This window comes from Methylosinus sp. DMC45 (assembly GCF_056313885.1).
Genome location: NZ_JBQUZK010000053.1, coordinates 34,226 through 56,258, shown reverse-complemented (window position 1 = coordinate 56,258; position 22,033 = coordinate 34,226). Strand labels below are relative to the sequence as shown.

Annotated in this window: 17 protein-coding genes; 13 read left to right on the top strand and 4 right to left on the bottom strand. The window is 65.0% G+C overall.

The window, feature by feature from the left end:
* Nucleotides 1-157 precede the first annotated feature (157 nt).
* The 9 genes from mtnC (at nucleotide 158) to ACT53T_RS17920 (ending at nucleotide 11,544) form a co-directional block, all read left to right on the top strand.
* Nucleotides 158-844, top strand: coding sequence for an acireductone synthase (gene mtnC, locus ACT53T_RS17960; protein ID WP_476162262.1), 687 nt, complete (start codon nucleotides 158-160; stop codon nucleotides 842-844).
* A gap of 2 nt (nucleotides 845-846) precedes the next feature.
* Complete coding sequence (locus tag ACT53T_RS17955; protein WP_018265658.1) at nucleotides 847-1,176, top strand: 2Fe-2S iron-sulfur cluster-binding family protein; 330 nt, start codon at nucleotides 847-849, stop codon at nucleotides 1,174-1,176.
* Between the two features lie 25 nt (nucleotides 1,177-1,201).
* Nucleotides 1,202-2,149 (top strand): aldo/keto reductase, encoded by a 948-nt coding sequence (locus ACT53T_RS17950; RefSeq protein ID WP_476162261.1) that lies wholly within the window; start codon nucleotides 1,202-1,204, stop codon nucleotides 2,147-2,149.
* Nucleotides 2,150-2,233: 84 nt separating this feature from the next.
* Nucleotides 2,234-3,550: a C4-dicarboxylate transporter DctA gene (dctA, locus tag ACT53T_RS17945; RefSeq protein WP_476162260.1), complete on the top strand. Its 1,317-nt coding sequence runs from the start codon at nucleotides 2,234-2,236 to the stop codon at nucleotides 3,548-3,550.
* Nucleotides 3,551-3,671: 121 nt separating this feature from the next.
* The gene (locus ACT53T_RS17940) at nucleotides 3,672-5,204 is read left to right on the top strand and encodes an ABC transporter substrate-binding protein (RefSeq protein ID WP_476162259.1); all 1,533 of its coding nucleotides are present in this window, start codon (nucleotides 3,672-3,674) and stop codon (nucleotides 5,202-5,204) included.
* Entirely contained in the window at nucleotides 5,201-6,553 is a 1,353-nt protein-coding gene (locus ACT53T_RS17935) for a di-heme oxidoreductase family protein (RefSeq protein ID WP_476162258.1), read from the top strand. The genes ACT53T_RS17940 and ACT53T_RS17935 overlap by 4 nt, the downstream gene beginning before the upstream one ends.
* A gap of 11 nt (nucleotides 6,554-6,564) precedes the next feature.
* The gene (locus ACT53T_RS17930) at nucleotides 6,565-7,380 is read left to right on the top strand and encodes a substrate-binding domain-containing protein (protein WP_476162257.1); all 816 of its coding nucleotides are present in this window, start codon (nucleotides 6,565-6,567) and stop codon (nucleotides 7,378-7,380) included.
* Between the two features lie 730 nt (nucleotides 7,381-8,110).
* Nucleotides 8,111-10,330, top strand: a complete 2,220-nt coding sequence (locus ACT53T_RS17925; RefSeq protein WP_476162256.1) for a TonB-dependent siderophore receptor — start codon at nucleotides 8,111-8,113, stop codon at nucleotides 10,328-10,330.
* Between the two features lie 2 nt (nucleotides 10,331-10,332).
* The gene (locus ACT53T_RS17920) at nucleotides 10,333-11,544 is read left to right on the top strand and encodes a PepSY-associated TM helix domain-containing protein (RefSeq protein WP_476162255.1); all 1,212 of its coding nucleotides are present in this window, start codon (nucleotides 10,333-10,335) and stop codon (nucleotides 11,542-11,544) included.
* A gap of 115 nt (nucleotides 11,545-11,659) precedes the next feature.
* Here ACT53T_RS17920 and ACT53T_RS17915 read toward each other — a convergent pair whose 3' ends face one another.
* Genes ACT53T_RS17915 through ACT53T_RS17905 form a run of 3 tightly spaced genes read right to left on the bottom strand, consistent with a single transcriptional unit; the run spans nucleotide 11,660 to nucleotide 14,350 of the window.
* Nucleotides 11,660-12,610, bottom strand: a complete 951-nt coding sequence (locus ACT53T_RS17915; RefSeq protein WP_476162254.1) for a DCC1-like thiol-disulfide oxidoreductase family protein — start codon at nucleotides 12,608-12,610, stop codon at nucleotides 11,660-11,662.
* A 15-nt stretch (nucleotides 12,611-12,625) separates the two neighbouring features.
* Nucleotides 12,626-13,096 carry a DUF2269 family protein gene (locus tag ACT53T_RS17910; protein WP_476162253.1) on the bottom strand — a complete coding sequence of 157 codons (471 nt, stop codon included), beginning with the start codon at nucleotides 13,094-13,096 and terminating at the stop codon, nucleotides 12,626-12,628.
* A 3-nt stretch (nucleotides 13,097-13,099) separates the two neighbouring features.
* A complete protein-coding gene (locus tag ACT53T_RS17905; RefSeq protein WP_476162252.1) occupies nucleotides 13,100-14,350 on the bottom strand; it encodes an NAD(P)H-binding protein in 1,251 nt (416 codons plus the stop codon).
* A 170-nt stretch (nucleotides 14,351-14,520) separates the two neighbouring features.
* Between ACT53T_RS17905 and ACT53T_RS17900 the strand changes: the two genes are divergently transcribed.
* Genes ACT53T_RS17900 through ACT53T_RS17885 form a run of 4 tightly spaced genes read left to right on the top strand, consistent with a single transcriptional unit; the run spans nucleotide 14,521 to nucleotide 20,738 of the window.
* Nucleotides 14,521-16,245 (top strand): sensor histidine kinase, encoded by a 1,725-nt coding sequence (locus tag ACT53T_RS17900; protein ID WP_476162251.1) that lies wholly within the window; start codon nucleotides 14,521-14,523, stop codon nucleotides 16,243-16,245.
* Nucleotides 16,242-17,585 (top strand): sigma-54-dependent transcriptional regulator, encoded by a 1,344-nt coding sequence (locus ACT53T_RS17895; RefSeq protein WP_476162250.1) that lies wholly within the window; start codon nucleotides 16,242-16,244, stop codon nucleotides 17,583-17,585. Before ACT53T_RS17900 ends, ACT53T_RS17895 begins: the two co-directional genes overlap by 4 nt.
* Before the next feature lie 57 nt (nucleotides 17,586-17,642).
* Nucleotides 17,643-19,439 carry a carbamoyltransferase family protein gene (locus ACT53T_RS17890; RefSeq protein ID WP_476162249.1) on the top strand — a complete coding sequence of 599 codons (1,797 nt, stop codon included), beginning with the start codon at nucleotides 17,643-17,645 and terminating at the stop codon, nucleotides 19,437-19,439.
* Between the two features lie 36 nt (nucleotides 19,440-19,475).
* Nucleotides 19,476-20,738, top strand: coding sequence for a glycosyltransferase family 4 protein (locus tag ACT53T_RS17885; protein ID WP_476162248.1), 1,263 nt, complete (start codon nucleotides 19,476-19,478; stop codon nucleotides 20,736-20,738).
* Between the two features lie 8 nt (nucleotides 20,739-20,746).
* Here the strand turns inward: ACT53T_RS17885 and ACT53T_RS17880 are convergent, their stop codons facing one another.
* Nucleotides 20,747-21,880, bottom strand: coding sequence for an acyltransferase family protein (locus ACT53T_RS17880; protein WP_476162247.1), 1,134 nt, complete (start codon nucleotides 21,878-21,880; stop codon nucleotides 20,747-20,749).
* Nucleotides 21,881-22,033 lie beyond the last annotated feature (153 nt).

Below are 22,033 nucleotides of genomic sequence, written 5' to 3'. Positions count from 1 at the left end.
CTTACGCCCTCGCGCCCTTCTTGCCATGCTGCGGCGCAGTAATCCACAGCCTCGAGCAGGGCGCGGCACAAATCATGCCTCCGTTCCCGAAACAACCGGGAAAGGCTCGCGCTTCGATGGCGTTATTCGGACAATTCTGCGCGGCGGAGGCGGCGCGATGAGCGAGCCCATCCGCGCCGTCCTGATCGATCTCGAAGGCGTGGTCCTGCCCATGACCTTCATGAACGACACGCTGCTGCCGCTCGCGGCCACGCGGCTCGGCGGCTATATCGACGAGCACGCCTCCGATGAGGAGGTTGAGGAGGCGCTGGAGGAGACCGGGCGCCTCATGGGCGGTTATGAGCTCGATCCCACCCAGGCTGAATCTCTGCTGCTGCGCTGGATGAAGCAGGGCCGCAAGGCGACGCCGCTGAAGGTCATTCAGGGCCTCATCTGGCAGGAGGCCTATGCGGCCGGCTCCCTCGCGGCGGAACTCTACCCGGATGTCGCCGGCTGTCTCTCGGCCTGGGCCGCCGCCGGGATTCGCCTCTTCGTCTACTCCTCCAATTCGGAATTGGCGCAGAAGCTGCTGCTAAGCCATTCCTCCTCCGAGCAGGTGACGGCCCTGTTCGAGGGCTTTTTCGACACCACGCTCGGCCAGAAGATCGAGCCCGGCTCCTATCGCGATCTCTGCGAAAATCTGGGCCTGTCGCCCGGCTCGGCGCTCGTGCTGTCGGAGAATGAGGAGGAGCTGGACGCCGCCCAGACGGCAGGCCTCGCCACGACCCGCATGGCGCGCGATGGAAATGTGGCGAGCCGCCATCCCGTGAGCGCGGATTTGCTCTCCTTGAAGCTCGGACAGTGACGATGACGAAATTCACGCTCGAAACGCGCGACGGGACACGGTCGGAGATCGCCGGCAAGGATCGCGCGACGATGATGAAGCTGATCCGCAAATCCGGCGTCGAGGAGCTGGTCGCCGAATGCGGCGGCAGCTGCACCTGCGCCACCTGCCAAATCTATGTCGATCTGCCCGAAGGCGTCGCCATGCCTCCCATGGAGCCGGCCGAAGCCATCATGCTGTCCAAGGCCGCCAATCGTCAGATCAATTCGCGTCTCGCCTGCCAGATGAAGTTCGACTCGAGCCTCGACGGCATGCACGTCCGCATCGCCCCGGAAGATTACAGCAACTGCTAATTCGAGCCGGAAGCGGAGCGTTTCGATGGAGCATCGTCGGCTAGGTCGCTCGGGCCTCGCCTGCGCGCCGCTCGTGCTCGGCTGCCACGTCTTCGGCTGGACGGCCGATGCGGCGGCCTCCTGCGCCATTCTGGACGCTTTCGTCGATCGCGGCTTCTCGCTGCTCGACACGGCCGACACTTATTCCACCTGGGTTCCCGGCCATAGCGGCGGCGAGTCCGAGACGATCATCGGCGATTGGCTGAAGGCGACGAGCAAGCGGGAGCGCGTGCTGATCGCCACCAAGCTCGGCGGCGCCATGCCCAATGTGGGCAAGGGCCTCTCCCGCGCGCATATCATCCGCTCGGCCGAGGACTCGCTGCGCCGTCTGCGGACCGATCGCATCGATCTCTATCAGGCGCATTTCGACGATACGGCGACGCCCTTCGAGGAGACGCTGGAAGCCTTCGCGAGGCTCATCCAGAGTGGCAAGGTGCGCGCAATCGGCGCCTCCAATTATTCGGCGCCGCGCCTCGCCGAGGCGCTGGCGGCCGCGCGCGCCCATGGATTGCCGCTCTTCTCCTGCCTGCAGCCGCATTACAATCTCGTCACCCGCGCCTATTACGAGGGCGATCTGCGCCGCCTGTGCCTCGCGGAGGACATTGGCGTCATCCCCTTTCGGGCGCTGGAGGCGGGCTTTCTCACCGGCAAATATCGCTCCATGGAGGACACGGTCGGCGCGGCGCGCGGCGCCGTCGTCGCGGGCGTTCTCGATGAGCGCAGCCTTGACATTTTGCGCGAGCTGGACCGCGCCGCCGCGCAATTTCGCGCCACGCCGGCGCAGATCGCCATCGCCTGGCTGCTGGCCCAGCCCGGCGTCACAGCGCCGATCGTCAGCGTGACGAGCGTCGCTCAGCTCGAGGAGATTTTCGGCGCGCTGACGCTGACGCTCGATGCGCGAACGCTGATGCGGCTCGATATGGTGAGCGCGTGAGCGGCCGGTCTCGGCTTGCCATTGCCGGCTCTCTTCTCCAGGTCTAGGAACAGTCGACCGAAAAGCTGGAGAGAGGGACCAAAATTGACCGCAGCCGCCATTGCCGAGGCGCCGCCGCGCAAAAACGCGCATAGCCTCTACCTCCAGGTGCTCGCGGCGATCGTGCTCGGCGCGCTGCTCGGCGTCTATTTTCCCGACATCGCTCAGAGCCCCTGGATGGAGGCGATGGGCAAGGGCTTCGTCAATCTCATCAAAATGGTGATCGCGCCGATCATCTTCTGCACCATCGTCTCCGGCATCGCTCATCTCGAGAGCGCCGCCAAGGTCGGCCGCGTCGGCATTAAGGCGTTGGTCTATTTCGAGGTGGTCTCGACCGTCGCTCTGGCGCTCGGGCTCCTCGTCGGCAATGTGCTGCGGCCGGGCGAAGGTTTTTCCGGCAAGGCGGACCCTGCCGCCGTCGCCAAATATCTCGAGCCCGCCGCGCAGCGCACGCCGGTCGAATTCGTGCTCGGCGTCATTCCCGACAGCGTCATCGGCGCCTTTGCCAAAGGCGATATTCTGCAGGTGCTGCTGTTCTCCATCCTGTTCGGCTTCGCGCTGATGGCGCTGGGCGAGCGGGGCAGGGCGCTGCGCGGCTTCATCGACGAGGCGGGCCACGCCATGTTCGGCGTCATCGCCATTGTGATGAAGGCTGCGCCGATCGGCGCTTTCGGCGCCATGGGCTACACAGTCGGCAAATATGGCTCCGACGCGCTGTGGAGCCTCGCCTGGCTGGTCGGCTCCTTCTATCTCACCTCCATATTGTTCGTCGTCGTCGCGCTCGGCCTCGTCGCCCGCATCGTCGGCTTCGATATATTGCGCTTCCTCGCCTATATTCGCGACGAATTGCTGATCGTGCTCGGCACGTCATCGTCGGAGAGCGCGCTGCCGCAGCTGATGGAGAAGCTCGAGCGCCTCGGCTGCTCGAAATCGGTCGTCGGCCTCGTGGTGCCGACCGGCTATTCCTTCAATCTCGACGGCACCAACATCTATATGACGCTGACCAGCCTGTTCATCGCTCAGGCGCTGGGCGTGGAGCTGACGGCGGGCCAGCAATTCGTCATTCTCACTGTGGCCATGCTGACATCCAAGGGCGCATCCGGCGTGACAGGGGCGGGCTTCATCACGCTCGGCGCGACGCTCTCCTCCATCGATCCGCGCCTCGCGCCGGGCATAGGCATCGTCATCGGCGTCGATAAATTCATGAGCGAGTGTCGCGCGCTCACCAATATTTGCGGCAATGGCGTCGCCGCCATCGTCGTCGCCTGGTGGGAGAAGGAGCTCGATCACGACAAGCTCGCCGCCGGCCTCTCGCGCCGCGTCGATCCGAGCAATGTGGAAACCGCCATCGCGACGGAATAGCAGTCGCGCGGATTGGCGCGGAAAGCGGCGATCTGCCCGAACTGTGGCCTTGCGACAATGTGTTTCGTCATATAGTTCGGATACTTGATGATTTGAGCTCCGGCCGATCGGCGCGCGCATCATGCTCTGCTGCGCGCAGGGGAGCATGATTTGCCGTGAATTCCGCTGCAAATCACAGGATCGCTCGCACGAGCTATCGGCGCGCGTCCGAGCCATTTTGCGCGAACCAGCGAGGCGCAGCATGTCGCGAATTGGCGTTTCTTCCCGCCGCGGCTTTTTACAGGGATGCGCCGCCGGCGCCTTGTCCGCGCTTCCGGGCGCGGCTTTCGCGGATGAGCGGCGGCCCGTCGTCGTGATGACCAATCACAATGACGACACTCTGTCGCTGTTCGAGAAAGGCTTCGAGAAGGCCTATCCGCAATATCGCGTGCAGATCGTCTGGCTGATGCCGCCGGACGCCATGCGCCATCTTCGCGACGCCTCGGCGCAGAGCCCCGATGTCTGGTGGCAGGCGGCGCCGCATAATCATCTCGCCGATATGGCGAAGGACGGCTTCATGCAGCCGCTCGGCCTCTCCAAGGAGGGGCTGCCCGCGGCGATCGGCGCGCTGCCGCTGGAGGGGGAGGGCGATCTCTTCCACGCCTCGCAGCTCACCGCCTTCGGCTTTTTCGTCAACAGCAAGGCGATCAAAGCGCAAAATCTCCCCTGGCCCGAGGATTGGGCCGTGCTGGCCGGCCCGGCCTATGCCGGCAAGGTCGCTATGTCCGACCCCTGGACCGTGCGCTTCGGCAGCCAATTGCTGAGCGTCGCGACGCAATCCTTCGGCTGGCAGAAGGGCTGGGCGCTGCTCTCCGCCATCGCCGGCAACGCCGTGCTGATGCAAAAGGGCCTGCGCGACGAGGTCATCTCGGGCCGCCAGCCGGTGGCGCTGCATATCGACACCGTGCCCAACGCCGAGCAGCGTTTCCGCCAGCCGATGGAGCGCGTCTATCCGAAGCATGGCGGGATCGTGAACGCCGGATATGTCGGGCTTTTGAACAAGGCGGCCAATGTCGAGGGCGCGCGCGCCTTCGCCGCCTATGTTCTCTCGGCCGAGGGGCAGGCGCTGCTGCCGAGGACCGATTTGCCGCGCCTGCCGGTGCGGCCCGACGTCTACGCTGCGCTGGGCAAGGAGCAGTTCGATCCTTTCGCCGCGCAGGCCGCGGGACAATTCGTCTATCAGCCGACCGACGAAAGCGGCGGCCGCTCCACTGCGATGGCGGCGCTGTTCAACGGCCTCGTGCAGGACAAGGAGCTGCTGTCCGGCCTCTGGCGGCGCGTGCATGCGGCGGAGGCGGCGGGACGCGGCGGCTCCCATGTCGCCGAGGCGCGGCGCGCGCTGGAGGAGATTCCGGTTGCGGCGGATTTCTGGAAGGACGAGACGATCGCCGCCGCCTTTCGCCCGCGGCGCCGGCCGGAGAACGCCGTCGCCCCCGAAGCGAGCCCCGCGCCGCAGGCGAGCGCCAGCCCGCCGGAGCAAGCGCAGGTCATTCCCGGTCAGCCGAACGGCCTCACAATACCCGAGCCCGCCAAGCCGATCATCGAGAAATGGCGCGCCGCCTTTCGCGAGAATCAAGCGCGGGCGAGCCGCCTGCTGGACGAGGCCAAGGCGTGAGGCTCTCTCTTTTTCGCTCTTCGACGCTCGTCGCATCGTTTCTGGCGGTGATTATCGCCGGATCATTCGGCGCGGCGCGGGCCGAGGAGTTTCCGCGCGAAGCCTATAGCTATCCGGTCGCCGGACTCGACGCCGCCGCGGAGGAGGCTTTCTATCGCGGCCGCGTCGAGTTCATGCGCTCCTGGTCCTTTCCGCCGGGCGGCGGCGAGGGGGCCGGGCTCGGGCCGCTGTTCAACCGCATATCTTGCGCCGCCTGCCACCAGAAGAATGGCCGCGGCCAGCCGCCGAGCGGGCCGGACGAGCGCATGCTGTCCATGCTGGTGCGGCTCTCTGTGCCGGGCGACGGCCCGCATGGCGCGCCCAAGCCGCATCCCGCCTATGGCGGACAGCTGAATGAGGAGGGCGCGCCCGGCGTGCCGGGGGAGGGCCGCGCCGCCATCTCTTGGGAGGCGGCGTCGGCGACGCTCGCCGACGGCTCCATCGTGGCGCTCCGCCGTCCGCGCATAGACTTCGTCGGTCTCGCCTATGGGCCGCTCGACGGCGCTCTTTTTTCGCCGCGAGTCGCGCCGGCGGTGTTCGGCGACGGATTGCTCGAATCCGTTCCGATCGAGACCATGAGGCGCATCGCCGCCGAGCAGCCGGCGCAGGGCGTCCATGGCGTCGTCAACGAGGTCTATGACGTCATTTCCGGCCAAATGGTCCCGGGGCGCTTCGGCTGGAAGGCGAACAGCCCCAATCTGAAGCAGCAGATCGCCGAGGCTTTCATCGGCGACCTCGGCGTCACCACGCCGCTGTTTCCCGAGGATCAATGCGCCGAGCGGCAGGAGGCCTGCCGGGCCGCGACAAAGTCGAAAAACCGGCCCGAGCTGGACGCGCTGCGGCTCGACGACATCGACTTCTTCAACGCGCATCTCGCCCCGCCGCCGCGCCGCGACGCGGATAATCCGCAAGTCGCGCGCGGCGAGACGCTCTTCCTCGCTTCGGGGTGCGGCGTATGCCATGTCCCGAGCCTGAAGACGGAGGCGCATCCGAAATTTTCGCAGACGCTGCCGGCGCAGACGATCGCGCCCTATACCGATCTTTTGCTGCATGACATGGGCGAGGCGCTCGCCGATGGCCGGCCCGATTTTTCCGCCAGCGGGCGGCAGTGGCGCACCGCGCCCTTGTGGGGCGTCGGTCTCGTGCCGATCGTCAATGAGCACAGCCTGCTGCTGCACGACGGCCGCGCGCGCACGCTGGAGGAGGCGATCCTCTGGCACGGCGGCGAGGGCGAAGCGGCGAAAGGCGCCTATGCCGCGCTGAAGAAAGACGAACGCGAGGCGCTGATCGCTTTTCTGCGTTCGCTGTGACGACGCGCCGAATGAGATCGTTCATTTCCATCGCGCTCACGCTCGCGGCGCTCGTCCCGGCGCGCGCGGACGAAATTCGCGTGCTGGCGGCGGGAAGCCTCCGCGGCGCCCTGACGGCCGTCGCGACGGAATTCGAGAAGAGCCGCGGCGATCATGTGACGCTGGTTTTCGGCCCCGCCGGCGCGCTGCATGATCGGATCATCGGCGGCGAGGCCTTCGACGTCTACGCCACCGCCGCTTTTCCGCAGGCGCGATCCTTGACCGAGAAGGGGCTGGCGCGGCCGAGCGTCCTGCTGGCGCGCAACAAGCTCTGCGCCGTCGCGCCCGCCAAATCGCCGATAACGCGGGAGACGCTGGTCGATTCCCTGCTCGATCCCGCCGTGCGGCCGGGGACCTCGACGCCGAAGTCCGATCCCGCCGGCGATTACGCCGCGGCCTTCTTCCGTCGCATCGACGAGAAGCGCCCGGGCGCTTTCGAGACGCTGACCGGCAAGGCGAAGATTCTCTTCGGCGGCGGGGAGCCGAAAAGCGCCGAGCCGCGCCCGCAAAATCAGCCGCTGACGCATTGGCTCGATGAGGGCGCGGTCGATCTGCTGCTCGTCTATTGCTCCGGCGCGATCCCCATGGCCGAAAAATCAGCCGGCCGATATCGGGCGTTTCCGCTGCCCGATCTCTATGACGTCGCGATCGAATATGGCGTCGCTCTGTCGCCGCGCGCTTCCGTCGCGGCGTTGGATTTCTATCTGACGCTCCTGTCGCCGACGGGACAAGCGGCCTTGCGCCGCGCCGGCTTCGTCCCGGTCGCGGAGCCCGCCGCCGAACAGTGAGCCGGCCGCCGCCGAGCCGCCTCCTACAGAACGAGGGGCTCCGCGAATGCGTGCGCGACGACCGGCGCGGGGCGAGGCGCCGGCGCGCATGTCGAAGCATGTTGCAAATCCGTCACAGCGAATGGGAATTCGGCTCGCGCCCGAATGTGAGAGCTTGATGAGACTTTCACATGCGAGGGAGAGACGCGCTCGAGGCCGAGCTGCGAGCTCGACGCGGTGGCGGCACAGACCGCGCTCCCAGGGTCTATCGGATGATGCGGTGGTTTCGACGGCGAGGCTGCATCTCGCGCGCTGCTTGGGCGATAGCGGCCGCATGGCTCTTCGCTGCGCTGGCGCTGGGTTCGGCGTTCGCCGTCGCGAAGAGCGAGCCGTCGCGCGTCAGCGCCCGCGTCGCGGATGGCGTGAGCGAGACGAGATGCGCCGCCGATAGCGAGCGGCGCCGGCAGACTCATGATTGCCCTATCGGCTGCCTCTCCTGTCCCGCGAGCGACGGGGGAACGAACGCCGGGAGGCTCGCGAGCGCCGTGTCGCCGCCCCGCGCGCCGATGGGCTCCTGCGGCGTCGCTGCGCGCTTCGCCGAGCTCTTCGTCATTCGTCATCCTGCGCGCATCCATCTCGGGTCGCCGCGCGCTCCTCCTCATGTCTCCTGATCGATAGGCCGCGGCGGCTCGCCGTGGATTTCCGATGTTCCGTCCGGCCCCGATCGTGGGCTCGCCAGGAGACGACTCCTATGATCCGTTCGAATTTGCTGCGCGGCGCTTCCGCCTGCGCGATCACTCTCGCATTCGCTCTGCCTGCCCGAGGGCAGGAGTCTCTCCCGGCCATAGACATCGCGGGACAAACGCTCGGCGGAAGCGGCTCTGGAAAGGCCGGCGCAGCCGATAAATCGGCGCGGTCGGGAGGACGGGAGACGGGCTATAATCAGGTGGGGCCGGCCGCCTCGACAAAGACGAGCATCCCGATTCTGGAAACGCCCTATTCTGTGCAGATCGTTCCGCGCGAGACGATGGACGACCGGCAGGCGGTCAGCATACGCGACGCGCTTTTCACCAATGTCAGCGGCGTCGCCGGCTCCCCGAACTATTATGACGGCGTCATCGTCCGCGGCTTCGACAGCGGCAACCAGACCTATCGCAATGGGCTGCGGCAGCCGAACACGAGCTATCAGGAGACCACCAACCTGCAGTCTATCGAGGTCCTCAAGGGCCCGGCCGCGATGCTCTATGGCCGCGTGGAGCCGGGCGGAGTGATCAACATCGTGACCAAGCGTCCGCAGGAGACGCCCTATTTCTCCGTGCATCAGCAGGTCGGAAGCTTCGGCCTGACGCGCACGGCGATCGACGCCACCGGTCCTCTGCTGGAGGACAAGACGCTGCTCTATCGAATGAATGTGTCCTATCTCGCCAAGAACAGCTTCCAGCCGCATGTCGGCCAGGACAATCTGCTGATTTCGCCGACGATCACATGGCGGCCGACCGAGCAATTCACCGTCAACGTCGAGGGCGAATATCAGCGGAGCTATTTCAGAGATTTGTCGCCGATCCCGGCGCTCGGCTTTCGCCCGGCGGGCATTCCGATCAGCCGCTATCTGCTCGACTCCTATGTCGCCGACAAATACCCGAACTTTCAGGAGCGGTCGCTGTTCGGCTATGATTGGACATATCGGATCGACAATGATTGGAGCGTGACGAACCGCCTGTCACACACGCGCGCCGATTATCGGCAGCGTGGAGATTGGCTCGATTCCTTCTCCAACGAGGCGACCGGCGACGCGCTTCGTGGAATCTGGCTGGTGCCGACTCCGAATGCGGCCGAGCCGATTTTCTACAGAGAGACGGTCTCGACCAATGTCGATCTCCAAGGCAAGGCGGTGACGGGTCCGCTCACGCATCGTGTGCTCGCCGGCTTCGACTATTATAGCCTCGACTCGAAGGCCCATGGCCATTGCTGCGACTATATTTCTCCGATCAACATCTATTATCCGGTCAATATTCCCGCCAAGGTCGATGCGCTGAGCTCCTCCTACCGCACCATCACCAAGGAAAAATGGAAGGGGCTCTATGCGCAGGACCAGATATCCTTTTGGGACGATCGCATTCAGCTGCTTCTCGGCGGGCGCCATGATTGGGCGGAGTCGAGCACGGCGACATTGTGGTCCGACGAATCCTTCGCCGAGGTCGACGCACGACGAGTCGTCGTGCCGGTCAGCGCGAACAGCCCGCGGATCGGCGTGCTGATCCGGCCATTCTCCTGGCTTTCCGTCTATGGCAATTACACGCGCTCCTATGGCTCGAGCAATGGCATAGACCAATACAGCAGACCGCTGCAGCCGCAGATCGGAACGCAGTACGAGGGAGGCGTGAAGGCCGAGCTGCTGGACGGGCGGCTCACCGCGACCGCGGCTTATTTCGACATAGACAAGAAAAACCAGACCACGCCGATCTCCGGCACGCCTTTCGTGCGCGTCATCGACGGACGCAGCAATGGCGTCGAGCTCGATGTGACGGGGCGCATCGACGAGCATTGGAGCGTCATCGCCAATTTCACCCATCTCGATGCGCGCATCGTCAAGGACCGCGATGTCACCAGCGGGAGCGGAACTGCCGGCAAGCGGCTCAATTCCGTGCCGCACAACACCGCCAATCTCTGGGCGAAATACGAGGCCTGGGGCGCGCTCGCCGGCCTCACTCTCGGCGGCGGCGTCTCCTATGTCGACAAGGCGTTCGGCGACGATGACAACAGCTACGAGCTGCCAGCGCATGCGCGCGTCGATGTCATGGCGTCCTACAAGCTCGAGGCCGGCTGGATTCCGCATGCGCCGAAATTGACGTTCCAGCTCAATGTCAACAATCTGCTCGACACGACCTATTACGAGGGCGGCGGCGGGCGGATGGGCGCGGTTCCCGGGGCGCCGCGAACTTTCCTCGGGTCATTGCGCGCGGAGTTCTGACCATGAGCGAGGACATCGATCGAAGAAGCCGAGCGCCGCGGACGAGCAGCGGATCGCGGGGCCTCGTCCATGGCCGCGCGCTCTGGCTCGCCACGCATCGCTACATCGGCTTCGTCGCCGGCGCGGTCTTTGTCGTCATCGGCCTCTCGGGAAGCCTGCTCGCATTCCGCGTCGAGATCGACGAATTTCTGAACAAGGACCTCTTCGTCCCGACGCATTATACGCTCGGCGGCGAGCGCGCGTCGGTGGATCGCATCATCGAGACGAGCCGCTCCGCCGCGCCGGAAGACGCGGCGCCCGTCTGGATGCATTTTCCCAAAGGCGACGGCGGCTATTTCGACGTCATCTATTCGACGCGGGAGCCGGAGGGGCGCGCGAAGGCCTATCAGATCGTCGTCGATCCGGTCACCGCCGCCGTCAAAGGCGCGCGCCTGATCGTCGATGACGGCAATCGCCTCGCCGAGCCTCTAGCCGTGCTGCTGATCCACCTGCACTCGGCGCTTCTGCTCGGTGAGAACGGCGCGACCTTGGTCGGTTTCGTCGGCCTCTTCCTGCTCCTCTCGCTGACGACCGGCGTCTATCTCTGGTGGCCGCGCAATGGCAGATGGCGACAGGCGTTCCAGATCAAGCGTGGCGCGAGCGCCGAGCGCCTGACGCTCGATCTTCACAAGACGACGGGGGTCTATGTCGTCGCCATCTTCGCCGTGATGATATTTTCTGGACTCTATCTGACTTTCGGCGCGCAAGTGACCGCGCTCGTCGACCTCTTTTCCCCGGTTCATACGCATCGTCTCCAGAAGCTGACATCCGCCTCTGCGGATGGCCGCCCGTCGATCGGGGCCGAAGCAGCCGTGGTCGCGGTGGACCAGCTGTTTCCCGACGGCAGGCTGATGAGCCTGTCGCTGTCGGAGGCGCCGGAGAGCGTCTTCGTCGTCGGCAAGCGCGCCGACGACGAGGTCAATGTGAGCGAGCCGCGCCGGCAGGCGGCGGTAGATCGCTACAGCGGCCAAATCCTCGCGATCGAAGACCCTCATCGCTTCACCGCGGGCGAGAAATTCCTGGAATGGCAATATCCCTTGCATTCCGGCGAGGCTTTCGGCGATCTCGGACGCGCCGCCGTCGCTCTGCTCGGCGGCGCGCCGGCGCTGCTCTACATAACCGGCCTCGCGCGCTGGCTGCAGAAACGGCGCGCGCGGGCGAGGGACAATGTGTGAGCGCGGCTCGCGTCGCCAGCGAATGAGGCCGCTCATATACGGAACGAGAAGGCGATCCGTCCTCTGGCGTCCAAATTGCGCTTCCGCCTGGGGCGAGGCGATCGGCGATCCGCTCTCAATCGGATGGGCGATCGGCGCTGGCGTCGGGCGCCGCTCGTGAGGCCGTGGGAAGCGCGCAGGCGGCGCTTCTACCGAACCAGCGGTAGCGATTGCGCGCGACGAGGCGGTAGAGCGCATCGGCGACGAAGCGGGGAAGCAGGCGGACGAGAGGGGCGGCGCGCGCTGGTCCGCGCAATTGCCGGGCGAGCGCGAGCAGCGCCTCGGAATCCTTCAGCAGTCGGCCATTCTCGATGAAGAGGAAGCTCTCGGGCGCGTCCGGGTCGATATCCGCCCTTCGCGCCAGATCGCGTCCCTCCGCGGATTGGATCGCGACGAAGCGGATCGACGGCGTGATCTCATGCGCGACGACATGACGAACGGTCCAGTCGCACAGCGCGCAAACGCCGTCATAGACGAAGACGGGCGCGTCCTCTGGCGCCTCGGCGAGCGATCCATTGTAATGCACGACATGGCCGACGATCGGAAAGCGGACATCTATGTCGAAAGTGAAGCGCTCGCCCTCGGCGCTCTCGAAACATTCGATCTGCGGCTTTGTCATGCGCGGCAGCGGAATTTTCAGCAGGCGCCACTCGTCGAGCGACCAGCGCAGGCCGGCGGATGTGGCTGCGAGCGCGAAATAGAGATCGAATGGCCCGAAATGCTCGATCAAACGCCCATCCGGCGCCGCCTGCATGACGCTCTCATAGCGGCGTCCGGCGAAGTCGCGCCGCCAGAATTCGCGTTTTCCCGAGAGCGGCGTGAAGCGAACATGGGTTTCGACGTTCTCGCCCGTCGCTGGAAGACCGGCGAGGAAGGCGAGCAAGGCGGCGCCGAAGCCGCGGCCCTGCGCGGAGACTGTCGCGCGGCCGCCGGTGAAGAGCTCGCGCTCGAGCGTGTGGAAGCGACGGACCGGCGCGGGCAGGAGATCGAAGCGCTCGGCGAGGAGGTCTTGAAAGAGTGTGGTCATGTCTATCTCCATTTTTTAAAATTGCGGCTTGGCGACCATCAGCCAGAAGATAACGATCATGGCGATGAAGGCTGGCCAGCCGAGCGCGAACCACCAGAGGAAATAGGTTCCATAGACCGGCGGCAACGGCGCGTCTTTGTCGAGACATTGCTCGGCGATGCGCGCCATGCGGATTTGCAGCCAGACGACGGGCAGCCAGCAGGCGCCGACGAAGAGGTAGAGCGCGATGGCCGCGAGCAGCCACGGCGTATCGAGCGGCCAGCCTTGATCCAACGCCAGCAGCACGCCGGTGACGGGCTGCAGGATAACGGCGGGCGTGGTGAACAGCCAATCGGCGAGCACGACATTTTTGTTGGCCGTGATGATAGCGCGCAGATCGCCGCGCAGATTGCTCGCGAGGCCGTGAAAGGCCGTGCCGAGCCCCGTGCCGAACAATATCGTCGAGCTGACGATATGCGCCGTCTTCAGAGTGAGAGGATCGAGCATGGGTCAGGCCTCCAATGCGATCATGACGAGGATCGCCGCGGCGATCGGCAAATTCTTGAGCAGTGGCGCGAAAGGATGCAGCCAATAGTCGGCGGGAAGCCGTGTCGCGATCAGCGTGAAGACGAGCATTGTCGTCAGCTGCGCGACGCCGATGAGGGCGGGGCGCCAGCGCAGCAGCAGCAGCGCGCCGAGCAGAAGATCGACCGCCGCGCCGCAATAGAGCGCCCTGTCGGCGAGGGCGCCGTGAACGCCGATCTCGGCGAGCAGCGCAGCGCTCTTCTCCTGCGGATAGAGGCCGAAGGAGAGGAGGCCCGTCGCGATCCACAGCAGGCCGAGACTCCAGCGCAGAACAGGCGGCAGGAAGAACAGTCGCGCCGCGCGCCTGTCCGCCGCGCACGCCGGCTCCAGCGCCAGAGCGTCTGGAATCCGGCGCGGCGGCCGGCCGAGCGCCGCCGTCATCGGCGCGCAATCGGCGACATTCCCGCGCGAGAGAAGCTTGATCACCTCGCGATTGAGCGGGCCGGTCGAGATGCGTCCGCCGATCGACGCTGCGAGCAGAAACAGCCGATAGGGGACGTGAAAGAAGCGCGTCGGCTTCAGGCCGAGCCATTCGCGCAATAGCGCGAGCAGCGCATCCGTCGTCATCGCCTCCGGGCCGACGACATCGAGGCGGCGTGGCGAGGGCGAGCCTTCCGCGAGGCGCGCCGCGAGCTCGGCGAGATCGCCGACATGCACGGGCTGAAAGCGCCAGGCGCCATCGCCGAAGCTCGGCAGCCATGGCAGGACGGCGGCGGCGAGCAGCCAGCGCGTGCTCGCGCCGCCGCGGCCGACGACGAGCGAGGGGCGCAATATGCGCCAATCGAGCCGCGCGCCTTCAGGGTCGAGCGCCGCGAGCCGTTCCTCGGCGACCGCCTTGCTGCGCTGATAGAGCGTCTCGCCGTCGCTCTCGACGCCGAGCGCCGATATGTGAATGAGCCGCGCGACGCCAGCGGCGAGGCAGGCGCGAAAGAGATCGGAGGCGCCCTCCGCATGGACGGTCGCCATGCTGTTGGCGCCGTTGTCGCGGACGAGCCCGGCGCAATTGACGACGATCTCGAAGCTTGCGACCTTATCGCGAAGCCGCGCTTCGCCGTCGCGCGCGAGATTGATCTCGCGCCGCGAGGCGGCGACGACATTATGGCCGCGATCACGGAGCCGACCGGCGATATGCCGCCCGATGAATCCGCTGCCGCCGATGATGAGAATACGGGCCAATTTCGGTCTCCTCCGAAAGCGGGGCGAAGAGGTTTCGCCTTCGGGGAGCTGAGGGGCAATGACGGCGCCATATCATAAATTATTGTTTCTATGTCTGATTGCTTGGCGTCCTATAAACGTGACACACAGGATTCATTGAGTTGCCTATAAACTCGGGATACAGTCTCGCGATGACGCCGAGCCAGCTGTTCGCCATGTCCCTCTCGACGACTTTCGTCTCGAGCATCGCGCTTTCGGCGTTTCTCCTCGCGCGGGCGAGGGCGGCGCCGGGCGCGAAGCAGCTCGCCGCATTCGTCGGGATCGTCGGGCTTTTCGCTCTCGGCCTCCTCCTTCCCGAGCGCCTCGGCGCGGCTTCGATGGCGCTGGCGCCGCTGGGCTCGGCGATGGCGGTCGATTTCGCGATCCGGCTGACGGGGCGGGGCGCGCGCTCCCTTCCGATCGTCCATGCGCTCGGCGCCGGCGCGACGCTTTTGCTTCTACTGTTCGGTCCAGGCGCCTTTTTCGAAACGGCGGACGGCTTGCGCGGCTTTCGCTATGCGGGCGTCGGCCTCATCGGCGTCGCTGTCGCGATCAGCCTCGCCGCCTATGGCAATGGGCTAATGGCCTTCGCCCTGCGGCGCGCCGAGGGCAAGCGACGACGCGAGCTCGCCATCGTTCTCCTCTCCTCGCTCGTCGGCCTTTCGACGGTCGTCTCCTTTGCGCCGCCTTTGGTCGGCATGGCGGTCGCGCCCTGGTCCATTCTCGCTCTGCCGATCTATCCGGCGCTGCTCGTCTATGGAATATTGCGCTACGAGCTGATGGCCGCCAATGTCTGGGCGCGCCGCGCCGCGGCCTATGCGCTCATTCTTCTGCTCGCCGCCGCCTTGGCCGGATTGCTCGCCGCCGCGCCTTTGAGCGTTATCGCGCCATCCATGGATTTCATTTCTCTATGGCTCGTCGTCGCCGCGGCCATGGCGCTGGCCTTCGCCTTCGGCGAGCCCATTCGCCGAGCGGCGGATCGGCTCGTCTACGCCGGCCCCGAGATTTCCGCCGAGACGATGGCGCAATGGCGCAGCGACCTCGCCGGCGTGGACACGACGACCGAGGCGATCGAGATCGCGCGCGCGCATTTGCGCACGGCCATGCGGCCCGTGGTCGATGTGACGCTCTCTAGCGATGGGCCGGAGCCGGCGCTTCGCTGCGTCGATACGGGCGACAAATGGATCGCGAAGCTCACAGGCTTCGAGGATTCGCCGCCGGGCGCGCGCCGCCTCGCCATCGTCTACGCCGATCTTCTGACGCAGAGTCTCGACGACATAGATCGACGTCGAAGCCGCGCCGAGAGCGAGCGGCTCGCGGAGCTCGGAATGCTCGCCTCGACGATCGCGCATGATCTGCGCAATCCGCTCAACATCGTGAATATGGCGGCAGCCGCCGCGCCGGCGGAAACGCGCGCCGAGATCATAGAGCAGACGCGGCGCATGAATCGGCTCGTCGGTGAATTGCTCGACTATGCCAAGCCCTGGAAGATCGAGCCGGCCGATATCGATCTCGCCGCAGCCTTCGGCGATGTCGAGTCCCATATCGCGAGCGACGCGCATTTGCGCGCCGATCCGTTTCGCTTCGCCCAGGCGATGGACAATCTCATTGCCAATGCGCGCGCCGCCGGCGGCCGCATCGCGATCTTCGTCGAGACGGCGCGGGATGCGACGCTCCTTCATGTCTGCGACGATGGCCCCGGCGTGCCGGAAGAGATCAAGGATCGTCTGTTTCAGCCCTTCGTCTCGCGCAACAGCGAAGGCACGGGGCTCGGCCTCGCCATTGTCGCTAAGATCATGGCGGCGCATGGCGGCTCCGTCGCGCTCGGCGCGCGCGAGGGCTTTTCCACTTGCGTCACTCTGAGGTTCCCGAGATGAGCGCCGAGACCATCCTCATCGTCGATGACGAGCCTGCTTTCGCGCGCGTCGCCGGCGCCTTTCTGACGCGCGAGGGCTATCATGTCGTGACGGCCAAGGACGCGGCCTCTGCGCGCGAAGTCTTTGTCCAGGCGCGGCCCGATCTCGTGCTTCTCGATCTCGTCATGCCGCCGGAGCGCACGCCCGAGGCGGGTCTGTCGCTGCTGCCCGATTTTTCGAGCGCCGTCACCGTGGTGCTGACGGCGCATAGCGAGCATGAGCTGGCGCTGCGCGCCGTGGCGCTCGGCGCATGGGACTTTCTCGCCAAGCCCGTGGAGCCGGAGCTGTTGCGTTTTTGCGTCCAGCGCGCGCTCGCCAAAGCGGCGCTCGAGCGCGAGATCGCGCAGCTGCGCGCGGAAAAGGCGAGCGCCGACGACGGGCTGATCGGCAATGGTCCCGCCATGACGCATGTGAAGGACATGATCCGCCGCATTGGTCCGGCCGAGCTGCCGGTGATGATCCTCGGCGCCACCGGCTCCGGCAAGGAGCTGGTCGCTCAGGCGCTGCACGGGGCCAGCGCGCGTCGCGGGGCTTTCGTCTCCATCCATTGCGGCGCAATTCCCGCCGAGCTGATCGAGAGCGAATTGTTCGGCCATCTCAAAGGCGCTTTCACCGGCGCCCACGCCGATCGCCCCGGCCTCGTCGCCACGGCGCGCGGCGGAACGCTGTTTCTCGATGAGATCGGCGAGACTCCGCCGTCCATGCAGGTAAAGCTGCTGCGCTTCCTGCAAGACGGAACCTTCACCCCCGTGGGCGGGCGCGAGACGCGGCGCGCCGATGTGCGCGTCGTCAGCGCGACGCATCGAGATTTGGAGGCGATGATTGCAGCGGGGAGCTTTCGCGAGGATCTCTATTACCGTCTGCGCGGCGTCGTCATTCGCACGCCCGCGCTGGACGAGCGGCGCGAGGACTTGGGCCTTCTCGCCGCGCATTTCCTCATGCGCGCGGCGAAGAAGCGCAAATTGCGCTTTTCGCAGGAGGCGCTGGCGTGGCTCGTCGCGCAGTCCTGGCCCGGCAATGTCCGCGAGCTGAAAGCGACGATCGACTGCGCCGCCGCGCTCGCCGATCCGCAGTCGTCGACGATTTCCGCCGAGGATTTGATTTTCGCGCGCGGCGGCGGAGCTCCTTCCTCTTCGGACCTCATTGCGGAAACGCTTCCCGAGGCGCAGGAGAAGTTGGAGCGCCGCATGATCGGCGCCGCGCTCGCCGCCGCCGAACACAATCACAGCGCCGCGGCCCGCCGCCTCGGCGTCTCGCGCGTCGGGCTGCTGAAGATGATGGCGCGGCTGGGCCTGCGATAATCCGCGCGATTTCGCTCGGCGCGAGGCGGAGGGCAGGTCCGCCGGAAAGGAGATGGCGTGGCGATCATACTCGGGCTCAACGCTTATCATGGCGACGCATCGGCCTGTCTCGTGCGTGACGGCGCCATCGTCGCGGCGGCGGAGGAGGAGAGATTCCGCCGCGTCAAGCATTGGGCGGGCTTTCCTTCGGAAGCCATTCGCTATTGCCTCGAGGAAGGCGGAGTGACGCTCGCCGATGTCGCGCATGTCGCGGTGAGCTCTGATCCGAAGGCGAGCTTCTTTCGTAAGATCGGCTATGCGCTGAAGACGCGTCCAGATCTTTCGCTCATTGTGGATCGCATCCGCAATCAGACAAAGCGACGGTCGATCGAAGCGGATTTGGCGAGCGCGTTCCCGGGAGGGAATTTCAAGGGCGAGATCCATCGCATCGAGCATCATGTCGCTCATGTCGCGTCGGCGTTTCTGGTGTCGCCTTTCGAGCGCGCGGTGGCTCTGTCGTTGGATGGGTTCGGCGACTTTTCGAGCGCCGCTTGGGGCATGGGCGATCGAAATGGCGTATCGATCGACGGTCGTGTTTACTTCCCGCATTCGCTCGGGATCTTCTATCAGGCGATCACACAATGTCTCGGCTTTCCACACTATGGCGACGAATATAAGGTTATGGGGCTCGCGCCCTATGGACGCCCGCAATTCATGAACGCAATGCGGCGTATTCTTCGGCTCGAGGACAATGGCGCGTTCACGCTCGAGCTCGGCTATTTCCGCCATCATAAGGAAAAAATCGCATATGAATGGACCGGTGGGGCGCCTCATGTCGGCGCGCTCTACAGTCCGGCGCTCGAAGATTTGCTCGGACCTGCACGAGCGAAGGGCGAGCCTCTGGAGGAGCGCCATCTCGATATCGCGCGTTCTGCGCAGGCGATGTATGAAGAAGCGTTCTTTCATCTGTTGAGCGAGCTTCACGAGCGATATCGGCATTCCGATCTCACGCTCGCCGGGGGCTGCGCGATGAATTCTGTCGCCAATGGCAAGATCAAACGCTATTCGCCGTTCGGCCGGGTCTATATTCAGTCTGCGGCGGGTGACGCCGGCGGAGCGATCGGCGCGGCGATGCAGGTCTGGAGCCGGCTCGGGGGGGGCGTCCGAGGCGCATCGTCTGCGACGGCGCTTTCGGGGGATAGGATATCGGGCCGAAGCGTGATGGATCACGCCTATCTCGGTCCTCGCTATGACGACAAGTCGATCGCGGCTCTGCTCGCCGCGCGCCGGGCGGAGCTGGAGGGCCAGAATTGCGTCGTCGAGCATATCGAAGACGAGGCGGCCTTGTGCGCGCGAGCCGCGGAGGCGATAGCGCAGGGCGACGTCGTCGGCTGGTTCCAAGGGCGGATGGAGTGGGGGCCGCGCGCGCTGGGCAATCGATCGATTATTTGCGATCCGCGCCGCGCCGACATGAAGGACATTCTAAATCTGAAAATAAAGCGTCGCGAGAGCTTCCGTCCTTTTGCGCCCTCGATCCAAAGGGAGAGCGTCGCGCAGTGGTTCGAAGAGGATGGCGATGCGCCGTTCATGATGCAAGTGTTTCAAGTTCGGGAGGAGAAGCGCTCGATGATACCTGCGGTCACCCATGTCGACGGTTCGGGACGCCTGCAGACTGTTCACCGCGAGACCAATCCGCGCTATTGGGGATTGATCGAGGCGTTTCGGCGGCGGACCGGCGTGCCCATGGTGCTCAACACGTCGTTCAACGAGAACGAGCCCTTGGTATGCAGGCCCGAGGAGGCGCTCGACTGCTTTTCGAGAACCAAGATGGATGTGCTGGCCTTGGGGAACAGCTTCATTCGGCGTAATAGCTGAGCGCCGGCTTCGAGCGCCGCCGCACTCGGAGTCGCGATGCTGATTTTCGTGAACCGCTATTTCTACCCGGACCATTCGGCGACGAGCCAGATGTTGTCCGATCTTGCGTTCGGACTTCGCGCGCGTGGGCATGATGTCCGCGTCATCACGTCTCGGCAACGATATGATGCGCCGAATGATCTCCTGCCGGCTCATGAGGTCGTCGGTGGGGTCGAGGTTTTTCGGGTGTGGACGTCGCATTTCGGCCGCGGCGATCTCATCGGCCGGGCCGTCGATTACGCAACATTCTATTTCTCCGCGGCGTGGCGGCTCCTGCGATTGGCGCAAGCCGGAGACACGATCATCGCGGAGACCGATCCGCCGATGCTGTCCGGCGTCGTCGCGCCAATTGCGCATTGGAGAGGCGCGCTGCTGGTCAATTGGATACAGGATCTGTTTCCAGAGGTCGCAGAGGCTGTAGGGCTCGGCCGGCGCCAGCTTCCGCGTTTCGTCTATGGCGCGCTTCGCATGCTGCGCGACGCGTCATTGCGCTCGGCGGCGATGAATGTGGCGCTGGGCGAAAAAATGGCGGCGCGGCTATCTTCGCTCGGCGTGGCGTCGGATCGCATCGCCGTTATTCCGAATTGGGCCGACGCCGAGCTGATCCGGCCCATTGCGCCAAAGGACAATCCGGCGCGGACGGAATGGGGCCTCGATGGCGCTTTTGTCGTGGGCTATTCGGGCAATCTCGGGCGTGCGCATGATTATCGCGCTCCGTTGGACGCGATCGAAAGGCTGAGCGGCGCCTCGTCGGCGAATCTGAAAATTCGCTGGCTATTCATAGGGGGAGGCGCGCTCTACGACGCCTTCGCGCGGGAGCTGCGCGCCAAGGGGCTGCAGGACGTTTTATTCGCGCCCTACCAGCCGCGCGAGCGCCTTTCGGAGAGCTTGTCGGCTGCAGATGTGCATCTCGTGTGCTTGCGGCCAGATCTCGAGGGCGCGATCGTGCCGAGCAAATTCTACGGCGTCGCCGCTGCCGGTCGTCCGACCATTTTCATCGGCGATGACGACGGCGAAATCGCGCGGATCGTCAGACGAGAGGATCTCGGCTGCGTGTCGCCGCAGGGCGATGGAGAGCAGCTGGCCGCGCGGATTTTGACGCTCGCGCAGGACCCGGACCGGCGCCGAGACATTGGCGCGAGAGCGCGTCGGCTTTGCATGGAAGAGTTCGACAAGCGCGTGGCTCTCGACCGCTGGGAGCGGCTGCTGGAGCGCCTCTCTGCGAGACGCCGCGGCGCGGCTCGATGTCGGCGCGGCTAATAGAGTGTTCAGCTCGCGACGCTCGATTTCTGCATGCGGGCTTTGCCGAAGATGGAAATTCCATCGATCGCGCGTCGCATCGGCGTCTCGAACAGATGAAATGACAGCAGGCTCGTGGCGAAGATGCACGAATAGCAGAGGAGCGCCAGCGCGGCGATCGTGACTCCGCTTCCCTTCATCAGCTTGTCGCCGACGATATTTATCAAGACCAGAATAAACAGATTGTGCCACATATAGATCGAATAGGTGAGCTGTCCGAACGGAGCGATCCGCATCAGGCTCGGCGTGGCGGTCGCGTGGACGTCGCGCGCGACTGCGCCCGTCACGAGCAAGACGATCAGAGCCAAGATCAGCAATGGCGATTGCCCGGTGAGCATGGCCGCCAGAATCGCCAGCAGGCCTCCGGCGAGAACCGGGAAAGGCGGCGTAATGGGCGCGAGAAGATGCCGGAGCCGGAAGAGCGCCACGCCGACGCCGAAGCTAAAAACGCCGCGCAGAAGCGGATGAAAGCTCTCGGCGTCGATCCAGTCATGAACGCCGAAATCGAGACCGTAGCGACGAACGGCTCCGAAAATGATGGCGGCGCAGGCCGCCGCGATGACGAGAACGCCTCTCTGCCCGGCGCTTCGGGCGAGAATAATGACGATCGGAAATCCGATATACATTATCATCTCGACGCTGATCGACCAGTTGACGCCGTTGAAATACTGATGATTTCCACATTCGATGACCGTGTGCAGCAATAGTGCCGTATCCGCTATGCACAGCGGGCTGAAGGATGGCGTGTGTCGGCTCGGCAGCTGCAGCGCCGAAAAGGCGGCATATAGGAACGCAGATACGACGAGGGTGAGCAGATGAAGCGGGAATAGTCTCGCAACGCGCTTCTTCAAAAAGGCCCCATATGAGGCGATGTCGTCTATGTGGTCGAAATACACATGGGATATGACATATCCAGATATGATAAAAAACATGTCGACGAATAGAGCCAAGCCATCCGAGCGCTCATTGGCGGCGGAAGAGAGCATGAACTCTTTGGAATGGTGAAACACGATGCCGAGAGAGGCGAGGAAGCGAAGCGCGTCGAGGTGCTGCATTTCCCCCGATTTCGCCACGAGCGGCTTCAGCTTCAACCACTTCCGCATTAGCGCCGTCCACCTTTCCGCATCTTTGTTGTCTAGCTCGCACTGAATAATTTACCAAGCGCAAATTCTGCGGGTTCGACTGTTGTTTGTGTGGGCAATGTGGAATGTTTGTTGCTGCTTTGTGTAGTTCTGTACCGAGCCCGCCTCACGCGG